The sequence below is a fragment of the Sphingomonas sp. LH128 genome, from assembly GCF_000293195.2.
GTDB lineage: Bacteria > Pseudomonadota > Alphaproteobacteria > Sphingomonadales > Sphingomonadaceae > Novosphingobium > Novosphingobium resinovorum_A.
In genome coordinates this window covers 1-18,432 of the sequence record NZ_ALVC01000103.1, presented here as the reverse complement: position 1 = coordinate 18,432, position 18,432 = coordinate 1, and the positions used below count along the sequence as shown (strand labels likewise).

The window sequence follows — 18,432 nt, the reverse complement described above, 5'->3', positions numbered from 1 at the left end:
CCGCTGCCGCTGCAGCCGCGCGAGGGTGAATTCGCTTTCGATGCGTGGATCAGGATCGGTACGGACGGTGTCGTCACCGTTTCGGTCCCGCAAGTGGAGATGGGGCAGGGCGTCACCACGCTCATTCCGCAGATCGTCGCGCATGAACTCGGCGCGGACTGGCGGCAGGTCGCCGCCGAGCCAGCCCCCGTCAGTGCCCTTTACGCCAACCTCGCGCTGGCGGCGAAGTGGGCTCCGCTCTGGATGCCGCTGCTGCCCTCGCTGGCGGATGAACCGGACGACCTCCTGACCCGCCGCTGGGCCGAGAGCCACGTCTTCGACGTCACCGCTGACGGCACGGAAATCGCCGCCTACGAAGCCGGAGCCCGCGCCGCCGCCGCCTCTGCCCGCGCGATGCTGGCGCAGGCCGCCGCCGCCCGCTGGAGCGTCGCCTGGGAGGAGTGCGAGGTCGCGAACGGCTTCGTCACGCACGAAAACAAGAAGCTGCCTTTCGGCCCGCTGGCCTCCGAGGCTGCCCGCTTTTCCCCGCCCTCGACCCCGCCGCTGCGCCCCGAAGCCATGGCCGAGCGTCCCGGCGAATTCCCGCCCGGCGGGCGCCTCAGCTATCCGCGTCTCGACCTGCCCTCCAAGGTCGATGGCTCGTGGACTTTCGCAGGCGACGTGCGCCTGCCCGACATGGTCTTCGCCGCGATCCGTCACGGGCCGATCGGCAGGAAGACCTTCCTCTCCGACCTCGACGAGAGCGCGGCGAAGGACATGCTCGGCTTCCTGCGCACCGTCCGCAGCCCGGAAGGAGACGCCGCATGGGTCGCCGCCGTCGCCACCGACGGCTGGGCCGCCGAGCAGGCGCTGACCCGCATGGAACCGGGTTTCCGCGTCGCTGCCGGGGCTGAATCCGACGCCGTGGACACCGCGATGGACGAGGCGCTGCACAATGCCGACGCGCACCGCATCCATTCGGCGGGCGACATGGCGCTGGTGAAGGACCGCCTGCCGATCCAGCTCGGCTACGAAGTCTCTCCCGCAATCCACGTCACCATCGAAACCGCCGCTGCGACTGCGTGGCTCCACGACGGCAAGCTGGAACTCTGGGTCGGCACGCAGGCCCCGCAAGCCACGCGCGAGGCTGTCGCGGCGGCACTCGGCATGGCGGTGCGCGACGTCGTGCTCTACCCCGTCGCGATCGGCGGCAGCTTCGACCGCCGCCTTGAATTCGGCCATGCCGTGGAGGCCGCGCTGATCGCCAGGGAGGTGGGCAAGCCCGTCCAGCTCACCTGGTCCCGCCGTGAGGAATTCCGCGCCGGACTGCCCCGTGCGCCGGTCTCGGCGGTCATGGCCGCGCGTCCCGATACCGATGGCCAGATCGCCGGCTGGCGCGCGCGCATCACCGTACCCGCGACCGCGCGCGAGTTCGGCCGCCGCCTGCTGGGCGGCGCCGCGCCTTACGAAGCGCTGGAGTCGGTCGCGCTCGATGCCGATCCGATGGCGCTCGAAGGTGCAGTGCCGCCTTACGCCATTCCCAACTTCGCGATCGACCACGTTCCCGTGCGCGTCGACCTGCCCACCGCCCGGATGCGGGGCAATGCCCACGGCTGGACCGCCTTCTTCAACGAGAGCTTCGTCGATGAACTGGCCCACAAGGCCGGGCGCGAGCCCTTGTCCTATCGCATGGCAATGCTGGGCCACGACCCGCGCCTCGCCGCCTGCCTCCAGCGCGTCGCGGCGCTGGCGCAATGGGGCGGTGGCTCGGATGCCAGCGGGCAGGGGCTTGCCTGCCACGTGATAGGAAACGGCCGCATCGCCGTCATCGCCAGCGCCCGGCGCGAGGCCGAGGGCGTGCGCGTCGACCGCCTGAGCGCCGTCGCCGACGTGGGCCGCATCGTCAATCTCGACATCGCCCGCCAGCAGATCGAGGGCGGGCTGGTCTTCGGCCTCGGCCTCGCGCTCGGCTGCGCGGTGCGTTATGCAGGCGGGCGACCGGACAGCGAGAGCCTCGCCGCAATGGGCCTGCCGACGCTGGCCGACTGCCCCGCGATCGAGGTGGACTTCATCGAGAGCAAGGAAGACCCCGCCGATCCGGGCGAGCTGGGCGTCGCCGCCGTCGCCCCGGCCGTCGCCAACGCACTTTTCTCGGCGACGGGCCTGCGCCTGCGCCGCCTCCCCTTCTTTGCCGAGGACGTATGAAACCGCCTGAGCTTCCGCCAGAACACCCGTCCGTCGCGACCGGAGGCGTCGGCGTCCTTCTCGTCAACCTCGGCACGCCCGATGCGCCGACGCCCGATGCGGTGCGCCGCTACCTTGCCGAATTCCTCTCCGACCCGCGCGTGGTGGAGATCCCGGCGATCGCGTGGAAGCCGATCCTCCACGGCATCATCCTGCGCACCCGTCCGGCGAAGTCCGCCCATGCCTACAGCCAGGTCTGGACGCCCGAGGGTTCGCCGCTCGCCGCCATTACCGCCGCGCAGGCCCGCGCGCTTCAGGAGCGGCTGGGCGATACGGTCACCGTGGATTGGGCAATGCGCTACGGCAATCCCTCGCTCCCCTCGCGCCTGCAGGCGATGAAGGATGCAGGGATCGATCGTATCCTCGTTGCCTCGCTCTACCCGCAGTATTCGGGCGCGACGACGGCCTCGGTGATGGACAAGCTGGGCGACGCCCTGCGCGCCATGCGCTGGCAGCCCGCGCTGCGCACGCTGCCGCCCTACCACGACGATCCGGCCTATATCGCCGCGCTGGAGGAAGACGTCGTCGCGCATGTTTCCGCGCTCGATTTCACGCCCGAAGTGCTGCTGCTATCCTACCACGGCATGCCCGAGCGCACGCTGCACCTCGGCGATCCCTACCATTGCCACTGCCGCAAGACTTCGCGCCTGCTGACCGAGCGGCTGGCCCTGCGCCTGCCGGACCTGCGCGTCGAGACCAGCTTCCAGTCCCGCTTCGGCCGCGCCAAATGGCTCGAACCCGCGACCGAGACCGTGCTTGCGGCCGAGGCAAAGGCCGGCACCCGGCGCCTCGCCATCCTGGCCCCCGGCTTCTCGGCCGACTGCGTGGAAACGCTGGAGGAACTGGCGATCCGCGGCCGAGAGGTCTTCGAGGAAGCGGGCGGCGAGCGCCTTGCCGTCCTCCCCTGCCTCAACGCCCGCGAACCGGGCATGGCGATGCTCGAAGCCCTCGCGCGGCGCGAGTTGTCGGGCTGGGTTGCAGCAATTTAACTGTCGGTAGCGGCGCGTTTGTTCCAATTCTGTTCCCGTTCAGAGCGAAGGATTTGGATCATGCGCGCGGCGGACTATCTCCAGCCCGACTTTGCCTATGGCGGGCCGGAGAAATCGGCGTCCGGCGGCCCGGGCGTGGCGCTGTCGATCTACGCCAACCGCGCTCACTTGCGCGCAACCTTGCGCGAGGATGCCGACGCGGCCGGCATGCGCATCGTCGCTGCCGCACCCCTTGCCGACCTCGTTACCATGGGGGAAGGGCTGGCGCAGGCCCGCCTTGCCGACGTTGTGCTGGTCGATTGCCCGCAGGTCGATGCGGGGGTGCTGGCGGCGCTCGCTCGGCTGGACTTGCGCGCGGCAGGCGGCGCGACGCGGCTGATCGTCTCGACCGGGGTGGAGGCTCTGGACGATGTCTTCGCCTGCATGGACCAGTCCTCGCCCGTCTTGCTTGTCGATCCCGACCGCGCGGAGCGGGTACTGGCGCTGGGCCGCGTGCTGGCGACGATGCCCTCCGGACGTGTTCGCGAACTTTCCGACGACGACCGCCTGATGCTGCTGCGCCTGACCGAGCAGGTGGGCCAGATCGCGGGCCGTATCGATCGCCTTGATGCGGGCGGTATCCCCGCGCCGCTCCCCGCCGTCCCCGCCGCCGGTTTCTCGCCGGGTCAGCTTCCCGATGCGAGACTGGTCCGGCGGATCATCCGCCAGCGCCAATTGCGCGCGCGGTTCCTCGACAACGATCTCTTCGCCGATCCCGCCTGGGATATGCTGCTGGACCTCACCGCCTCGCGCCTCGAAGGCAAGCGGGTCTCGGTGACCTCGCTCTGCATCGCTTCCGGAGTGCCGCCGACCACGGCGCTGCGCTGGATCGGCCAGATGGTCGATGCGGGCCTTTTCGTGCGCCTCAGCGACGGCGCCGACAAGCGCCGCGCCTTCATCGACCTCAGCGAAAAGGCGCTGCAGGCCATGGCCCGCTATTTCACGGAGATCGCCCTCACGGCCCCGGCGCCGATCTGAGCGCCGCATACGCAGCCATGGCGTTCGGGCGCGCCAGCGTATAAAGGCGCGCGGATGCTTCGCCTCACCGACATTGCCCTGCCGCTCGACCATACGCCCGCCGACCTCGACGCGGCGGTCGTCCAGCGCCTCGCCATCACGTCTGCCGACCTCGAGCGCGTCACAGTGTTTCGCCGGGGCAACGACGCGCGGCGCAAGAATGCGATCAAGCTGGTCTATGCGCTCGACGTCACGGTGAAGGATGAAGCCGACGTGCTCGCCCGCTTCGCCGACGACCAGCATGTGCGGCTCACCCCGGACATTGCCTACAAGTTCCCCGTCCGCGCGCCCGAGGGCTGGGAAGGACCGCGCCCGGTCGTCATCGGCGCAGGCCCGTGCGGCCTTCTCGCCGCGCTGATCCTCGCGCAGATGGGCCTAAAGCCCATCATCATCGAGCGCGGCAAAGCGGTGCGCGAACGCACCAAGGACACCTGGGGCCTGTGGCGCCGCTCGGAACTGAACCCGGAAAGCAACGTGCAGTTCGGCGAGGGCGGGGCGGGCACGTTCTCCGACGGCAAGCTCTACAGCCGCATCAAGGACCCGCGCCATCTCGGCCGCAAGGTCCTGACCGAATTCGTCAAGGCCGGCGCGCCCGAGGACATCCTCACCGAAGCGCACCCGCACATCGGCACGTTCCGCCTCGTCACCATGGTCATGTCCATGCGCGAGACGATCGAGCAGCTCGGCGGCGAATACCGCTTCAGCACCCGCGTCGAGGATTTCGAGATCGAAGGACAGGGCGACGAACGCCGGCTCAAGGGCCTGCACCTCTCGACCGGCGAATACCTTCCCGCCGAGCACGTCATCATGGCTGTGGGCCACTCCGCGCGCGACACTTTCGAAGTGCTGCACAATCGCGGCGTCTCGATCGAGGCCAAGCCATTCTCCATCGGCGTGCGCATCGAACACCCGCAAAGCTGGGTGGACAAGGCGCGTTACGGGGCCTGCGCGGGCAACCCGATCCTCGGCGCGGCGGCCTATGCCATCTCGCACAAGGCGAAGAACGGGCGCACCGTCTATTCGTTCTGCATGTGCCCGGGCGGCCGCGTCGTCGCGGCGGCGAGCGAGGAGGGCGGCGTCGTCACCAACGGCATGAGCCAGTATTCGCGCGCAGAGTTCAACGCCAATTCCGGGCTGGTGGTGGACATCAGCCCCGAACGCGACTTCCCCGGCCATCCGCTCGCCGGGATCGCGCTGCAGCGCAAGTTCGAGAAGCTGGCCTACGTGGCGGGTGGATCGGACTATCGCGCGCCGGGCCAGAAAGTGGCGGATTTCATGGCGGGCCGCGCCTCGACCGAACTGGGTGAGGTCAACCCCAGCTACCAGCCTGGCATTCGCCTGACCGATCTGGCTGAGTGCCTGCCCGACTATGTGGTCGAGGCGATCCGCGAGGCGCTGCCGGTGTTCGGCCGCCAGGTGCCCGGTTACGATCATCCCGACGTCGTCATGACCGGGGTGGAAACGCGCTCCTCCTCGCCGGTCCGGATCGGTCGCGGCAAGGGCTGCCAGAGCCTCAACACGCGCGGCCTCTACCCGGCGGGTGAAGGCGCCGGCTATGCGGGCGGCATCCTCTCCGCCGCCGTCGACGGCATCCGCGTGGCCGAGGCGCTGGCGCTGGAACTGGTCGGTACGCCCGAATGATCGCGCATTACGATGCCATCGTTCTCGGCGCCGGGGCCGCCGGTCTGCTGTGCGCCGCCACCGCCGGGCAGCGCGGCCGCCGGGTGCTGCTGATCGACCACGCACCCGAGCCGGGTCGCAAGATCGTCATTTCCGGCGGCGGGCGGTGCAACTTCACCAACATCCACACCGCGCCCGACCGCTACCTGTCGAGCAACCCGCACTTCGCCAAGTCCGCGCTCAGCCGCTACACCGCCGCCGATTTCCTCGCGCTGGTCGAAAGCTACGACATCGCCTGGCACGAGAAGACGCTGGGCCAGCTGTTCTGCGACGGTTCGGCGAAGCAGATCGTCGCCATGCTGCTGGAGGAATGCGCCAAGGGCATGGTCGAACTCCGCTGCGGCGAGGCCGTGGGCGAGGTCGAGCATGCTGACGGCCTCTACCGCGTGCGCCACGGCGAGCAGTCATCGACTGCCCCCGCAATGGTGGTCGCCACCGGCGGACCGTCGATCCCCAAGATGGGCGCGAGCGGGTTCGCCTATGACCTCGCGCGCAAGTTCGGGCTCAAGGTGGTGCAGCCGCGTCCGGCACTGGTGCCGCTGACCCTGCCGGGCGACGAAGCGCTGTTCCGCGAACTCTCCGGCGTCTCAACCGAAATCGTGGCGCGATGCGGAAAGGCGGCGTTCCGCGAGGCGGCGCTGTTCACCCATCGCGGGCTGTCCGGTCCCGCCATCCTGCAGATTTCCAGCTACTGGAAGCGCGGAGACACCGTGACCGCGCAGTTCCTGCCCGACCGACCCGATGGCTGGCTACGCACGCTGAAGCGCGAGCGTCCGCGCCTCTCGTTCCGCAAGGCACTGGGTGACGGCCTGCCCGAGCGGCTGGCCGAAGCGCTGTGTGGGCGGCTCGGTCTCGAAGGCGAACTGGGCACCCTGACCGACAAGGCGCTGGGAAGCGCGGAAGCGCGGCTGGCGCGGTGGCCTTTCCTGCCCGATGGTTCGGAAGGTTTCGCCAAGGCGGAAGTCACCGCAGGCGGCATCGACACCGCCGAACTCTCGTCCAAGACCATGGAGGCGAAGCGCGCGCCGGGTCTCTACGCGATCGGCGAGGCAGTGGACGTCACCGGCTGGCTGGGCGGTTACAACTTCCAGTGGGCCTGGGCTAGCGCGCGGGCAGCGGGGCTGGCGCTTTAGCGCGCGATCTCGTTTAATCGAAATATGCGTAGTCATCCCCGCGCAGGCGGGGGCCCATCTGATGCCGGTGAAATAGGCTCTATTAGAAGATGGGTTCCCGCCTTCGCGGGAATGACCAAGATGTAATCCTGGCGATCACGCCCTGTTTCGTGGTCACGACCGCGTCGTATCGCGCGCAATGAGCGTCGGGGGCATGACCTTGCTGTGGCGCGTCTCGCCCTCGATCAGGGCGCGGATCTTCTCGACCATGACCTTGGCGCCCTGGCCGATCTCCTGCCGCACGGTGGTCAGCGGGGGGGAGGTCAGGCGAGCGAGCGGAAGGTCGTCGAAGCCCACGATCTGGACGTCGCCGGGTATCCTGCGGCCGCTTTCGTGCAGGACGTGCAGCGCCGACATGGCGATGAGGTCGGATGCGGTGACAATGCCGTCGAAGTCCGCTTCGGCGTCGGCGAGGGCGGCTTCGAGCTGCGGTCCCATCTCGGCGTCGGCGAGCTTGATGGGGACGTGCTTGATATGCAGGCCCGCAGCCTCTGCGGCCGCGCGCGCGCCGCGCAGGCGCATGGCGATCTCGATGCCTGCCGTATCGCCGAAGAAGGCGAGGCGCCGGGCGCCGCAGGCGATCAGGTGCTCGGCGGCGAGGCGGCCGCCCAGTTCGTTGTCGGTGCCGACGACGACGTGCTTCTGCCCTTCGCGGTGATTGCCCCAGGCGACGAGCGGGCGGTAATGCGAGACGACCTGATCGATCACGTCCGACTGGTCGGACTGGCCGATCAGCAGCACGCCGTCCACCATGCCCGAGCCGGTGATGCGCTCCAGCCAGTCGGTCGTCCCGTCCGGGATCGCGCGGCTGAGCATGAGGTCGTAGCCCGCCTCGGTCAGCTGGTCAGCAAGGTGGCCGAGCAGGGTCAGGAAGAACGGGTCGGAAATCTGCTGGCGCTTCTCATGCCCCAGCGGAATGACCACGCCGATGACGCCCGTGCGCCGCGAGCGCAGCTTGCTGGCCATCTGGTTGGGACGAAAGCCATATTGCCGGGCGAGGGCCTGGATCCGCTCACGAGTCTCGGCGTTGACGAGGGACTTGCCCGCCAGCGCGCGCGAAACCGTGCCTGCGGAAACGCCGGCCACGCGGGCCAGATCGGCAAGCGTGCGCACTTCCACATCAGGACCGGGTACATCCGGGCCAGACGCGTCCGTGCCGTCGTTCCCCACGTTGTTCTCTTCCATCCCTGCCGCCATGTTGCACAATGCCTTAGCACCCGGATTGGCGCGCCGGAAGTAACTTGTTCAGTTAGTTGCCAGTTTCGGCTCCGGCCTGCCTCCGGCCTCGACGAAGACGGTGGCAATTGCACCCGCCACCATCAGCAATCCGGCAAGTATCAGCGCATTGCGCGGGTCGTTGCCGAGAATGGGGCCGTAGATGAGCGGCATCGTCAGTGCCTCGATCAGCATGGGGATGACGATGAACAAGTTGAAAACCCCCATGTATATGCCGTTGCGCTGGGGAGGGATCGAATCGGCGAGGATTACGTAAGTATTGCCCATCATGCCCGCCCATCCGAAGCCGATGCCGATCATCAGCAGGCCGAGCAGCGGCAGTTCGCTGGTCGAGGGGATCACCAGCATCGACAGCCCCGATGCGGCGAGACAACCGACGTGCACCGATCGTGCGCCAAACCGGCTAACCACCGGGATCAGCCCGATCGCCGCGACGAAGGCGACCGAATTGTAGAGCGCGCCCAGTTGCTGCTCGGTCAGCACCGCCTCGCGGAAGCGGGCCGAATGGACGTCCCCGGTGCCGAACAGCGAGCGCGAGATGGCGAAGGCGATGTATTGCCAGTAGACCATCATCGCATACCACTGGCACAGCATGGCGAGCGCCAGCTGCCGCATCGGCCGCGGCATCTCGACCACGGCGTCGCGTACTTCACGCAAGGTGGCGGGCAGGGTAAGGGGAGAGGCGGCGATGCGCTCCTGCTCCTCGGGTGTGAGCGGAAGCTCGGGCACGCGGGTGATCGACCAGATCACCGTCGAGATCGACAGCACCGCGCCGATCACGAAGGCCATGCGCACGATCACGGGGATGCCGTTCGGTCCTAGCAGGTCGCGGTCCACGAACGTCGCCATGATCGAGGGCGCAAGGTAGGACAGGGTATGCGCCAGTCCGGTGAAGGCGCTCTGCACCATGAACCCGGTGGGCCGCTGGTGCGGTGCCAGTCGGTCGGCGACATAAGCGCGGTAAGGCTCCATCGTCACGTTGTTGCCGGCATCGAGCACCCAGAGCAGCCCCGCCGCCATCCACAGCGTGGAAGAATTGGGCATCGCCAGCAGGCTGAGCGAACACAGGATCGCCCCGATAAGAAAGTAAGGCGTGCGCCGTCCGAGGCGGGAGCGGGTACGGTCGCTCATCGCGCCGATCAGCGGCTGGATGATCAGGCCCGTCACCGGTCCCGCCAGCCACAGCAGCGGCATGCGCCCCTCGCTCGCGCCGAGGTAGCCGTAGATCGGCCCCATGTTCGCCTGCTGCAGGCCGAAGCTGAACTGCAGGCCGAAGAAACCCAGGTTCATCTCAACGATGCGGGGCAGCGACAGATGCGGCTTGAGGCCGAAGGGCATCCGCTTCTCCGAGTGCGACCGTTCCATGCCAGGCACCCCGGCAAGAACCCGTTGAATACCGGATGATATTCGTAAAGGCCAAGAAGAGATTGCACCACTTTCCCGCACTGCGAGCGCAATAATGGAGCAATTAACATTTGCAGATATTGCAAACGATTGTACATCAGCCGCCCATGAACCCTCACCCTGCGACGCTCGAGTCATATCCCACCTTGCAATGGACGGCTCGGGATCTCGCCCGGCTACGGGACATTTCAATCCCGCGCGCGCCCGTCTTCACGCCTTCCGACGTGCGCCGGATTGCCGGGAATCTCGACGTCTGGGACGCATGGCCGCTTGCCTCCATGCACGGAATTCCGGTGCGCTGGCGCGGCGGTGAACTGTGGTTCGCACTCGCCGCTCCGGCCTTGGATGATCCGGAGGAGCGGCACGGCGCCGCGCGGATTCATCACTTCCACCGGATCGACGGGCAGTTCCGCCATATTGGCGCGACTTTCGAGGAAGGGTTCACGCCCGGCAGCCGCGAATGGTCCGGTTCGGCGCTATTCGAGGACGGAGTCGTGACCTTCTACTTCACCGCCGCCGGAGAGCGGGGCGAGACGGAGCCGACCTTCCGTCAGCGCATCTTCGCCTGCACGACCGGGCTGGCCGAGACCGGCGACGCGGTCTTCACCGGCTGGTCCGATCCGGTCGAGCAGGTGATCCCCGCCAATATCGTCTACATGAATCGGCACGACGGCACGGGCGAACTCGGCGAGATCAAGGCGTTCCGCGATCCCGCGCCGTGGCGGGCCGAAGACGGCGTGGATCACCTCCTGTTCACCGCGTCATCGGCGCGGCATCTCGGGCTTCACAATGGCCTCATCGGCTGCGCGCGGCGCGGCGATGCCGATCCGGAAGGCGGCGTGTTCGAGAAGAGGCCGCCTCTGGTCGATGCCACGGGCGTCAACAACGAACTGGAGCGCCCGCATATCGTCGCGCATGGCGGGCGGCTCTATCTGTTCTGGTCGACGCAGGCGAAGGTCTTCGCGCCCGGTATCGACGCGCCGACCGGGCTCTATGGCGCGGTCGCGGACGGGTTCGCGGGGCCGTGGCGCCTGCTCAACGGCCATGGCCTCGTCTTCGCCAACCCGCAAGGCGAGCCGTTCCAGGCCTATAGCTGGTGGGTGCTGCCCGACCTTTCCGTGACCAGCTTCGTGGATTACTGGGGGATCGACGATGCCGCAGCGAAGCGCAAACCCGAAGGGCGCGCGCACTTCGGCGGAACCTTCGCCCCCTTCCTGCACTTGCGTCTGGAGGGCGACGTCGCCACGCTGAGGTGAAGGACGGAGAGCGATCATGCACAAGCTCGCGGGGATCGAACTGGGCGGCACCAAGACCGTAGTGGTCCTCGGCGCGCCGGGCCGCATCGACGAGCGGCTGGAATTTCCGACTACCGACCCGGCGGAGACGCTCGGCCGTGCGGTCGAGGCGATCGAGGGCTGGCGCGACGACAAGCCGGTGGACGCCGTCGGCATCGCCAGCTTCGGCCCGATCCGCGTCTCGCGCGAGGCGGCGGACTACGGCACCATGCTCGACACCCCCAAGCTGGGCTGGGCGGGGGCCGAAGTGCGCGCCAAGGTGGCCGAGGCGCTGGCCTGTCCGGTCGCGCTGGACACCGACGTCAACGGCGCCGCCATGGCCGAGCACCGCTTCGGTGCCGGGCAGGGCTGCGAAACCATGGTCTACCTCACCATCGGCACCGGCCTTGGCGGCGGCGTACTGGTCGGCGGGGTGCCGGCTCATGGCATGCTGCACCCCGAGATCGGCCACGTGCGCCTGCGCCGCGCCGCTGCGGATCGCTTCGAGGGTGCCTGCGCCTTTCACGGCGACTGCATCGAGGGCCTGTTGAGCGGCCCCGCGCTCGCCGCGCGGCTCGGCACGCACCCCTCGCGCGTCGATCCCGACAACCCGCTGTGGGAGCCGGTTGCGCACGATCTTGCCGAACTGCTGGCGATGCTGGTGCTGACCGTCTCGCCCCAGCGCATCGTCATCGGTGGCGGGGTCGCCGGTCGCCAGCCGCACCTGCTGCCGATGGCGGTGGCGCGCATGCCCGGCCTGCTCGGCGGCTACTTGCGTGACTGCACGCGCGAGCGGCTCGCGGGCATGGTGGTGCCGCCGCTGCTGGGCGACGACGCCGGGCCGATGGGCGCGCTGCTGCTGGCGGCGAAAGCGTTCGAAGGGCATGTCGTGGCGGCTTGAGGTCGCGCTGGCCTACTCCCGACCCCTCCCGCAAGCGGGAGGGGAGAAGAAGAGATCAGCCCTCCCGCGTGCGGGAGGGTTGGGAGGCTTGGCCCGAAGGGCCTAGCCGGACGGGGTGGGCATCGCGCAGCCTCACCAAAACGCCCGCGAACGAATATTGCGCGGTCAAGAAATCGTGTTACACCCGCCACCCATTGAAAAATCCTGCCATCACACGGATGCAGGATCAGTCCTATCGGCCTATATGGTCACAAAGCCGCAGTCCTGACGCGCAGGAAGCAGGCACGGCACACGTTGGAAGATCGCGGAGAAAGCAATGAGCGCAGGCGAACTGACCGTCCCCAAAAAGGCTTCGAAGAAGCGGGGGGCTCTCTCGCCCGCCGCCTTGCACAAGGCGCTTGCCGGAGAGGTCTGCGACGCGCTGCTTCCCGGCGATGATCCGGAAGGATCGTGGATCGACGAGGCCGTGCGCTTCCTGCTCGCCACCGCCGAAGTGCGCGAGGCGGGCGAGCCGGTCATCGACCTGACTTCCGCCAGTGAGGAGCGCCGCATCCTGCGCATCGCGCTGATCAACGACGACATGCCGTTCCTCGTCGACTCGGCCGCCGCCGTGCTGGCCGAGGCCGGGCTGGTGATCGATCGCCTCGCGCATCCGGTCGTGCCCGTGCGCCGCGACGACAAGGGCCGCCTGATCGACATTCCCGCCGACCCGGCCGAGGCGACCGGCCGCGAGTCGATGATCTACATCGAGACGCCGCGCGGCGATGCCCGCCAGCGCCGCGAACTGCTGCGTGCGCTCGAAAGCGCCATGGCCGACGTACGCGCCGCCGTCACCGACTGGCCGCAGATGGTCGAGGCGATGCGCGCCGATGCGGACCGGATCGAGGATACCGAGGGCGCCGAACTGCTGCGCTGGTTCGCCGGGACCATGCTGACCCAGCTCGGCCACGTCACGCGGGGCCGGGACGGCAGCCGCAAGCAGCGCCTCGGCATCTGCCGTCGCCGCCAGGAGGACGTGCTCTCCGACGCCAGCTACGACCGCGCTTTCGCGGCCTTCGACGAGGCGCTTGCCGCAGGCAAGGTCAGCGCGCCGCTGGTGGTCAAGGCCAACCGCATCGCCACCGTCCACCGCCGCGTGCCGATGGACCTGTTCCTCGTCCCCGTGATCGAGGACGGCAAGGTCGCCGCGCTGTCCGTCCACGCGGGCATCTGGACCAGCGCCGCGCTCGCCACCCCGCCCGACCGCGTGCCGCGCCTGCGCCGCCACCTCGCCGCCTTCGCCGAGCGGCTGGAGTTCGACCCCAAGGGCCACACCGGAAAAGCGCTCGCCCATGCGCTGACCAGCCTGCCGCATGACCTCGTGCTGGGGCTGGGCGAGGCCGACGTCGAGCGTCTGGCGATGACCATGACGGGCCTTGTCGACCGTCCGCGCCCGCGCCTGCTGCTGACGCGCTCGCCGCTGATGCGCCATCTCTTCGCCTTCGTGTGGCTGCCGCGCGACCTGCTTTCCACCCAGATGCAGCGCCGCATCCAGACCATGATCGAGGAGGCCGCGCAGGCCCCGACGCTCGACTGGAGCATGCAAGTCGAGGCGGGCAACCTCGCGATGCTGCGCTATACCCTCGATATTCGCGACGGCGTGCACGAGCCTTCCGAAGAGGAACTGGACCACAGCCTCCAGACCCTGCTGCGCGGCTGGACCGAGGCGGTCGAAGCGGCGCTGGCGACGATGCTGGAGCCGGGCCGCGCGGCCGCAGTCGCGGGCCGTTATGCCGAGGCGTTCCCGATCGGTTACCGCACCGATTTCGGCCCGCACGAAGCCGCGACCGACATCGCCGTGCTGCGCCGCATCGCGGTCGGCGAAGGCACCGAGGGTGAGGCCGCCGCGCACCGCGACGTGCGCTTCCACAAGCGCGAGGGCGATCCTGAAACCTGGGTCCACCTCAAGATCTACCAGTCCGAAGGCGGCTTGCCGCTGTCCGATGCGGTGCCTGCGCTGGAAAACTTCGGCTTCCGCGTCATCGCCGAAGTGCCCACCGCGCTGGAGAAGGGCAAGCTGGGCGTGATCCACGACTTCGTGCTCGAAACGCTCGACGGCCGTGCCCCGGCTGAAGTGCTGGATCAGGCCGCCTCGATCGAGGACGCGCTGCGCGCCGTGCTTAACGGTTCGGGCGAGAACGATGCGTTTAATCGCCTCGTCCCCGGCCTCGGGCTCGATAGCGGCGAGGCGAACTGGCTGCGTGCCTGGTATCGCTACTTGCGGCAGGCGGGAACGCATTTCGGTATCCCCACCGTGGTCGATGCGCTGCAGGGTGCGCCTGCCGTCACGACCGCGATCATCGCGCTGTTCCGCGCCCTCCACGACCCCGCGTTCGAGGGTGACCGGGCCGAGGCGCGCGCGCGATCTGAAGAGGCTATCCGGGTCGGGCTGGCGAACGTCAACGCGATCAACGACGACCGTTTGCTGCGCGCCTATCGCGACATCGTGCTGGCCATGCTGCGCACAAATGCCTTTGCCGCAGCAGGCGAGACGGCGCTGGCCTTCAAGTTCGATTCCGCCCTTGTCCCGGGCCTGCCCAAGCCGGTGCCATGGCGCGAGATATTCGTCTATTCGCGCCGGGTGGAGGGCATCCACTTGCGCGCGGGACCGGTGGCGCGCGGCGGCCTGCGCTGGTCCGACCGCCGCGACGACTTCCGCGTCGAGATCCTCGGCCTGATGAAGGCGCAGCGCGTCAAGAACGCGGTGATCGTGCCGACCGGGGCCAAGGGCGGGTTCTATCCCAAGCAGTTGCCCGACCCTTCGCGCGACCGCGCCGCATGGGCGGCCGAAGGTCAGGCGAGTTACGAGGTCTTCGTCGACACGCTGCTGTCGATCACCGACAACATCGTCGGCGACAAGGTGGTCCACCCCGAGGGGGTCGTGATCCGTGACGGCGAGGACCCGTATTTCGTCGTCGCCGCCGACAAGGGCACGGCCAAGTTCTCCGACGTCGCCAACGGCATCGCCGACCGCCGCGACTTCTGGCTTGACGATGCTTTCGCCAGCGGCGGCTCGAACGGCTACGACCACAAGGCGATGGGCATCACCGCCAAGGGCGCGTGGCTCTCGGTCCAGCGCCACTTCCTGGAAATGGGCGTGGACGTGCAGGTCGATCCGGTCCGCGTGATCGGCTGCGGCGACATGTCCGGCGACGTGTTCGGCAACGGCATGCTGCTGTCGAAGGCGCTCAAGCTGGTCGCGGCCTTCGACCACCGCCACATCTTCCTCGACCCCGAACCCGATCCGGCGAAGGCCTGGGCAGAGCGCCAGCGCCTGTTCGACCTGCCGGTGTCGAGCTGGAACGACTACGACAAGGCGCTGATCTCGAAGGGCGGCGGCGTCTTCCCGCGCAGCCTCAAGTCCATCCCGCTGAGCGAGGAAGTGCGCGCGGCGCTGGACATCTCGGCCACCGAGATCGACCCGGATTCGCTCATCACCGCAATCCTCTCGGCGCCGGTGGACCTGCTGTGGTTCGGCGGCATCGGTACTTACGTGAAGTCCTCGGCCGAAAACAATGTGCAGGTCGGCGATCCCACCAACGACGCCTTGCGCGTCAGCGGCAACGAGCTGCGCGTGAAGGTGATCGGCGAGGGCGCGAACCTCGGCGTCACGCAGACGGGCCGCATCGAGTTCGCATCGAAGGGCGGGCGCATCAACGCCGACTTCATCGACAACTCGGCGGGCGTCGACTGCTCGGACAACGAGGTCAACATCAAGATCGCGCTCGCCGCCGCCAAGCGCGCGGGTAAGCTGCCCGAAAAGAAGCGCGTCGAACTGCTGCGCGCGATGACCGACGAGGTCGCGGCACTGGTGCTGGAGGACAACCGCCTCCAGGCGCTCGCACTCTCCATCGCCGAGCGGGGCGGGGCGCAGGCGATCCCCTCGCACATCCGCCTGATCGAGACGATGGAGGAAAGCGGCCACCTCGATCGCAAGACCGAGGGGCTGGCCGACAACGATGTGCTTAGCCGCCGCGTGCAGGACGGGCGGGGCCTGACCCGGCCGGAATTGGCGGTGCTGCTCTCCAGCGGCAAGCTGCAGCTTCAGGCCGCGATCGAGGACAGCGCGCTGGCCGCCGATCCGGCGCTGACCGGGCTGCTGCTCGCGGCGTTCCCGCAGCCGATGCAGGACAAGTACGGCAAGTTCATCAAGGGCCACCGCCTCGCGAAGGAGATCATCGCGACCAAGCTGGCCAACCGCATCGTCAACCGCCTCGGCATCGTCACGCCGTTCGAACTGGCGGAAGAGGAGGGCGCGCACCTCTCGCAGGTCGCTGCCGCCTTCGCGCTGGCGGATGGCCTGTTCGGGTTGACCGCGCTGTGGGAGACGCTGGAAACCGCGCCCATGGCCGAGACGGCGCGCGTTGCGCTGTTCGATACCGTCGCCGTCGCGGTGCGGGGGCACATGGCCGACCTGCTGCGCGCGGGCGCGGGCCAGATCGCCCCTTCCGAACTTTCCGCAAGGCTGCAGAAGGGCATTGCGGCGCTCTCGACCGACACGGCGGAACTTCTCGGCGAGCGCATCGCCGCGCATTCGCGCAAGCTGCGTGACGGGCTGGTCGAACTCGGCGCGCCCGAGGATGTGGCGACCGAAGTGGCGCATCTGTTCGACCTCGACGGCGCGGTGGGGATCGCCTCGCTCTCGGCCGAGACGGGGATTGCGCCGCGCCGTCTCGTCACCGCCTTCACGCGGGTCGGTGCGGGGCTGGGCCTCGACTGGGCGCAGGCTTCGGCGGCGCTCATGAGCCCGTCGGACCCGTGGGAGCGCTTGCTGGTTGCGGGCCTCGCGCGCGATTTCCAGCAGATGCGGCTGGACTTCCTGCGCGGGCTTGCCCGGACCAAGGCGGGCAAGAGCGATCCGCTCGCCGCCACCGAGGAATGGGGCCGCCAGCACAAGAGCGCCATCGATGCCTTCCGGGGCATCGTCCACCGCGCGGAGAATGCGGTGGCGATCACGCCCGCGATGCTGGCGCAGATCGCCAGCCAGGCGCGGAACCTGCTGGGGCGGTGATTCCGCCCACCCCCAACCCCTCCCGCTTGCGGGAGGGGTTGGGGGTGGGCCTTTTCTATATTTCCACCGGAACCGCGCGGTCTTCCTTGATCGTCTCCAGCACGATGATCGACTTCACGTCGCGCACCCCCGGGATCCGCAGCAAGGTGCGCAGCGTGATCTGCGAGAGATGCTCCACGTTGCGCGCGATCACCCGGACCAGATAGTCCATGTCCCCGGTCACCGCATGGCAGGCGATCACGTAGGGATTGTCGGCGATCGCCTGCTCGAACCGGGCGATGTTCTCGTCCACATGGGCGACGAGGTTGATCAGCACGTAGGCTTCCAGCTCGAAGCCCAGCCGCCTCGGGTCGAGCACAGGTGCATAGCCCCGAATCACGCCTTCATCCTCCAGCCGCTTGATGCGGCGGCTGACCGGCGTTGCGGAAAGCGCCACCCGCTCCGCCACTTGCGCCACCGGCATGCGCGCATCTTCCTGCAACGCCGCGATGATCCCGCGATCGAATTCGTCCAGTTGCACGGATCACCTCTCTAGGCTGGTTTTATTGGGTGATTCCACCAATAGCACGTCTCTATGCCCTCGCAATCGCACGGAACTGAAGCGGGGCCTCTGGTATTGTACTCCTATGAAGAAGCCGTCGACGATCACGTCAAACAGCGGCCTTCGGGGAGAGTACGACCGGGCCGCCGACGACTATACCGTCGCGCAGGACTGGCATGCCTATACCCCGGAGATGCATGCGCGCTGGCGCCGCCTCTACGCGCGCCAGTCCGCGCTGGTGCGCACCCATGCCTGTGCATCGTTCCGCGAGGGGCTGGCACGGCTGGACTGCGCCGAGGGCATCCCGCGCTTCGCCGACGCCAACCGCGTGCTTCAGGCGGCGACCGGCTGGCGGCTGGTGGCGGTGCCCGGCTTCATCCCCGATGCGGTGTTCTTCGACCACCTCGCGCACCGCCGCTTCCCGGTGACCCGCTGGCTGCGCGAGGAGCACGAGCTGGACTATCTCGCCGAGCCGGACGTGTTCCACGATTTCTTCGGCCACGTGCCGATGCTGCTCGATCCGACCATAGCCGATTTCCTGGAGCTTTACGGCAAGGCCGGGGCGCGGGCGATGGCGATGGGCGCGCTGGACATGCTGGCGCGCATCTACTGGTACACCATCGAGTTCGGACTGGTGCGGGAGGACGGCGCGCTGAAGGTCTTCGGCGCGGGGATCATCTCGTCGGCGGGCGAGACGCGCTTTTCGATCGAGGACCGCGAGGTGCTGCGGCTGCCGTTCGACCCGGTGCGGGTGATGCGCACCAGCTACATGATCGACAGCTTCCAGAAGACCTACTTCGTCCTCGAAAGCCTGCCGCAACTGATCGAGGCGCTCGTCAGCCTCGATTTCGGCCCCGTCTACGAAACCTGGCGGCACGAACCGCCGTTACCGGCAGGGGGGGGGGT

At 68.4% G+C, this 18,432-nt stretch carries 12 protein-coding genes; 9 read left to right on the top strand and 3 right to left on the bottom strand.

All coding sequences use genetic code 11. The annotated features are described in order from the left end of the window. The 5 genes from LH128_RS08775 to LH128_RS08755 all read left to right on the top strand — a co-directional run. The coding region (locus tag LH128_RS08775; RefSeq protein WP_008829259.1) for a xanthine dehydrogenase family protein molybdopterin-binding subunit at window positions 1–2,184 on the top strand (2,184 nt) is incomplete at its 5' end. Beyond that, the gene (gene hemH / locus LH128_RS08770) at window positions 2,181–3,212 is read left to right on the top strand and encodes a ferrochelatase (protein WP_008829258.1); all 1,032 of its coding nucleotides are present in this window, start codon (window positions 2,181–2,183) and stop codon (window positions 3,210–3,212) included. The genes LH128_RS08775 and hemH, both read left to right, overlap by 4 nt. Before the next feature lie 60 nt (window positions 3,213–3,272). Continuing rightward, window positions 3,273–4,229: a hypothetical protein gene (locus tag LH128_RS08765; RefSeq protein ID WP_008829257.1), complete on the top strand. Its 957-nt coding sequence runs from the start codon at window positions 3,273–3,275 to the stop codon at window positions 4,227–4,229. A gap of 54 nt (window positions 4,230–4,283) precedes the next feature. Further along, the gene (locus tag LH128_RS08760) at window positions 4,284–5,909 is read left to right on the top strand and encodes an NAD(P)/FAD-dependent oxidoreductase (RefSeq protein WP_008829256.1); all 1,626 of its coding nucleotides are present in this window, start codon (window positions 4,284–4,286) and stop codon (window positions 5,907–5,909) included. Beyond that, complete coding sequence (locus LH128_RS08755) at window positions 5,906–7,081, top strand: NAD(P)/FAD-dependent oxidoreductase (protein ID WP_008829255.1); 1,176 nt, start codon at window positions 5,906–5,908, stop codon at window positions 7,079–7,081. Before LH128_RS08760 ends, LH128_RS08755 begins: the two co-directional genes overlap by 4 nt. Window positions 7,082–7,234: 153 nt before the next feature. Here the strand turns inward: LH128_RS08755 and LH128_RS08750 are convergent, their stop codons facing one another. Beyond that, the gene (locus LH128_RS08750) at window positions 7,235–8,305 is read right to left on the bottom strand and encodes a LacI family DNA-binding transcriptional regulator (protein WP_008829254.1); all 1,071 of its coding nucleotides are present in this window, start codon (window positions 8,303–8,305) and stop codon (window positions 7,235–7,237) included. Window positions 8,306–8,365: 60 nt separating this feature from the next. After that, complete coding sequence (locus LH128_RS08745) at window positions 8,366–9,694, bottom strand: MFS transporter (RefSeq protein WP_008829253.1); 1,329 nt, start codon at window positions 9,692–9,694, stop codon at window positions 8,366–8,368. A gap of 173 nt (window positions 9,695–9,867) precedes the next feature. Between LH128_RS08745 and LH128_RS08740 the strand changes: the two genes are divergently transcribed. The 3 genes from LH128_RS08740 to LH128_RS08730 all read left to right on the top strand — a co-directional run bounded on the left by LH128_RS08740 (window position 9,868) and on the right by LH128_RS08730 (window position 16,985). Beyond that, window positions 9,868–11,016, top strand: a complete 1,149-nt coding sequence (locus LH128_RS08740; RefSeq protein WP_008829252.1) for a glycoside hydrolase family 68 protein — start codon at window positions 9,868–9,870, stop codon at window positions 11,014–11,016. A 16-nt stretch (window positions 11,017–11,032) separates the two neighbouring features. Further along, on the top strand, window positions 11,033–11,935 hold the full coding sequence (locus LH128_RS08735; protein WP_008829251.1) for an ROK family protein: 903 nt from the start codon (window positions 11,033–11,035) through the stop codon (window positions 11,933–11,935). Window positions 11,936–12,251: 316 nt separating this feature from the next. Then, complete coding sequence (locus LH128_RS08730) at window positions 12,252–16,985, top strand: NAD-glutamate dehydrogenase (protein WP_008829250.1); 4,734 nt, start codon at window positions 12,252–12,254, stop codon at window positions 16,983–16,985. A 55-nt stretch (window positions 16,986–17,040) separates the two neighbouring features. On the opposite strand, the gene LH128_RS08725 is transcribed toward LH128_RS08730, so the two are convergent. Continuing rightward, window positions 17,041–17,505 carry an Lrp/AsnC family transcriptional regulator gene (locus LH128_RS08725; RefSeq protein ID WP_008829249.1) on the bottom strand — a complete coding sequence of 155 codons (465 nt, stop codon included), beginning with the start codon at window positions 17,503–17,505 and terminating at the stop codon, window positions 17,041–17,043. Between the two features lie 106 nt (window positions 17,506–17,611). Between LH128_RS08725 and phhA the strand changes: the two genes are divergently transcribed. Continuing rightward, on the top strand, window positions 17,612–18,432 hold an 821-nt coding region (gene phhA / locus LH128_RS08720; RefSeq protein ID WP_008829248.1), incomplete at its 3' end, for a phenylalanine 4-monooxygenase.

Coding starts and splice junctions, on each gene's coding strand:
- hemH (WP_008829258.1), top strand. CDS start 2,181: ATGAAACCGCCTGAGCTTCCGCCAGAACACCCGTCCGTCGCGACCGGA.
- LH128_RS08765 (WP_008829257.1), top strand. CDS start 3,273: ATGCGCGCGGCGGACTATCTCCAGCCCGACTTTGCCTATGGCGGGCCG.
- LH128_RS08760 (WP_008829256.1), top strand. CDS start 4,284: ATGCTTCGCCTCACCGACATTGCCCTGCCGCTCGACCATACGCCCGCC.
- LH128_RS08755 (WP_008829255.1), top strand. CDS start 5,906: ATGATCGCGCATTACGATGCCATCGTTCTCGGCGCCGGGGCCGCCGGT.
- LH128_RS08750 (WP_008829254.1), bottom strand. CDS start 8,305: ATGGAAGAGAACAACGTGGGGAACGACGGCACGGACGCGTCTGGCCCG.
- LH128_RS08745 (WP_008829253.1), bottom strand. CDS start 9,694: ATGCCCTTCGGCCTCAAGCCGCATCTGTCGCTGCCCCGCATCGTTGAG.
- LH128_RS08740 (WP_008829252.1), top strand. CDS start 9,868: ATGAACCCTCACCCTGCGACGCTCGAGTCATATCCCACCTTGCAATGG.
- LH128_RS08735 (WP_008829251.1), top strand. CDS start 11,033: ATGCACAAGCTCGCGGGGATCGAACTGGGCGGCACCAAGACCGTAGTG.
- LH128_RS08730 (WP_008829250.1), top strand. CDS start 12,252: ATGAGCGCAGGCGAACTGACCGTCCCCAAAAAGGCTTCGAAGAAGCGG.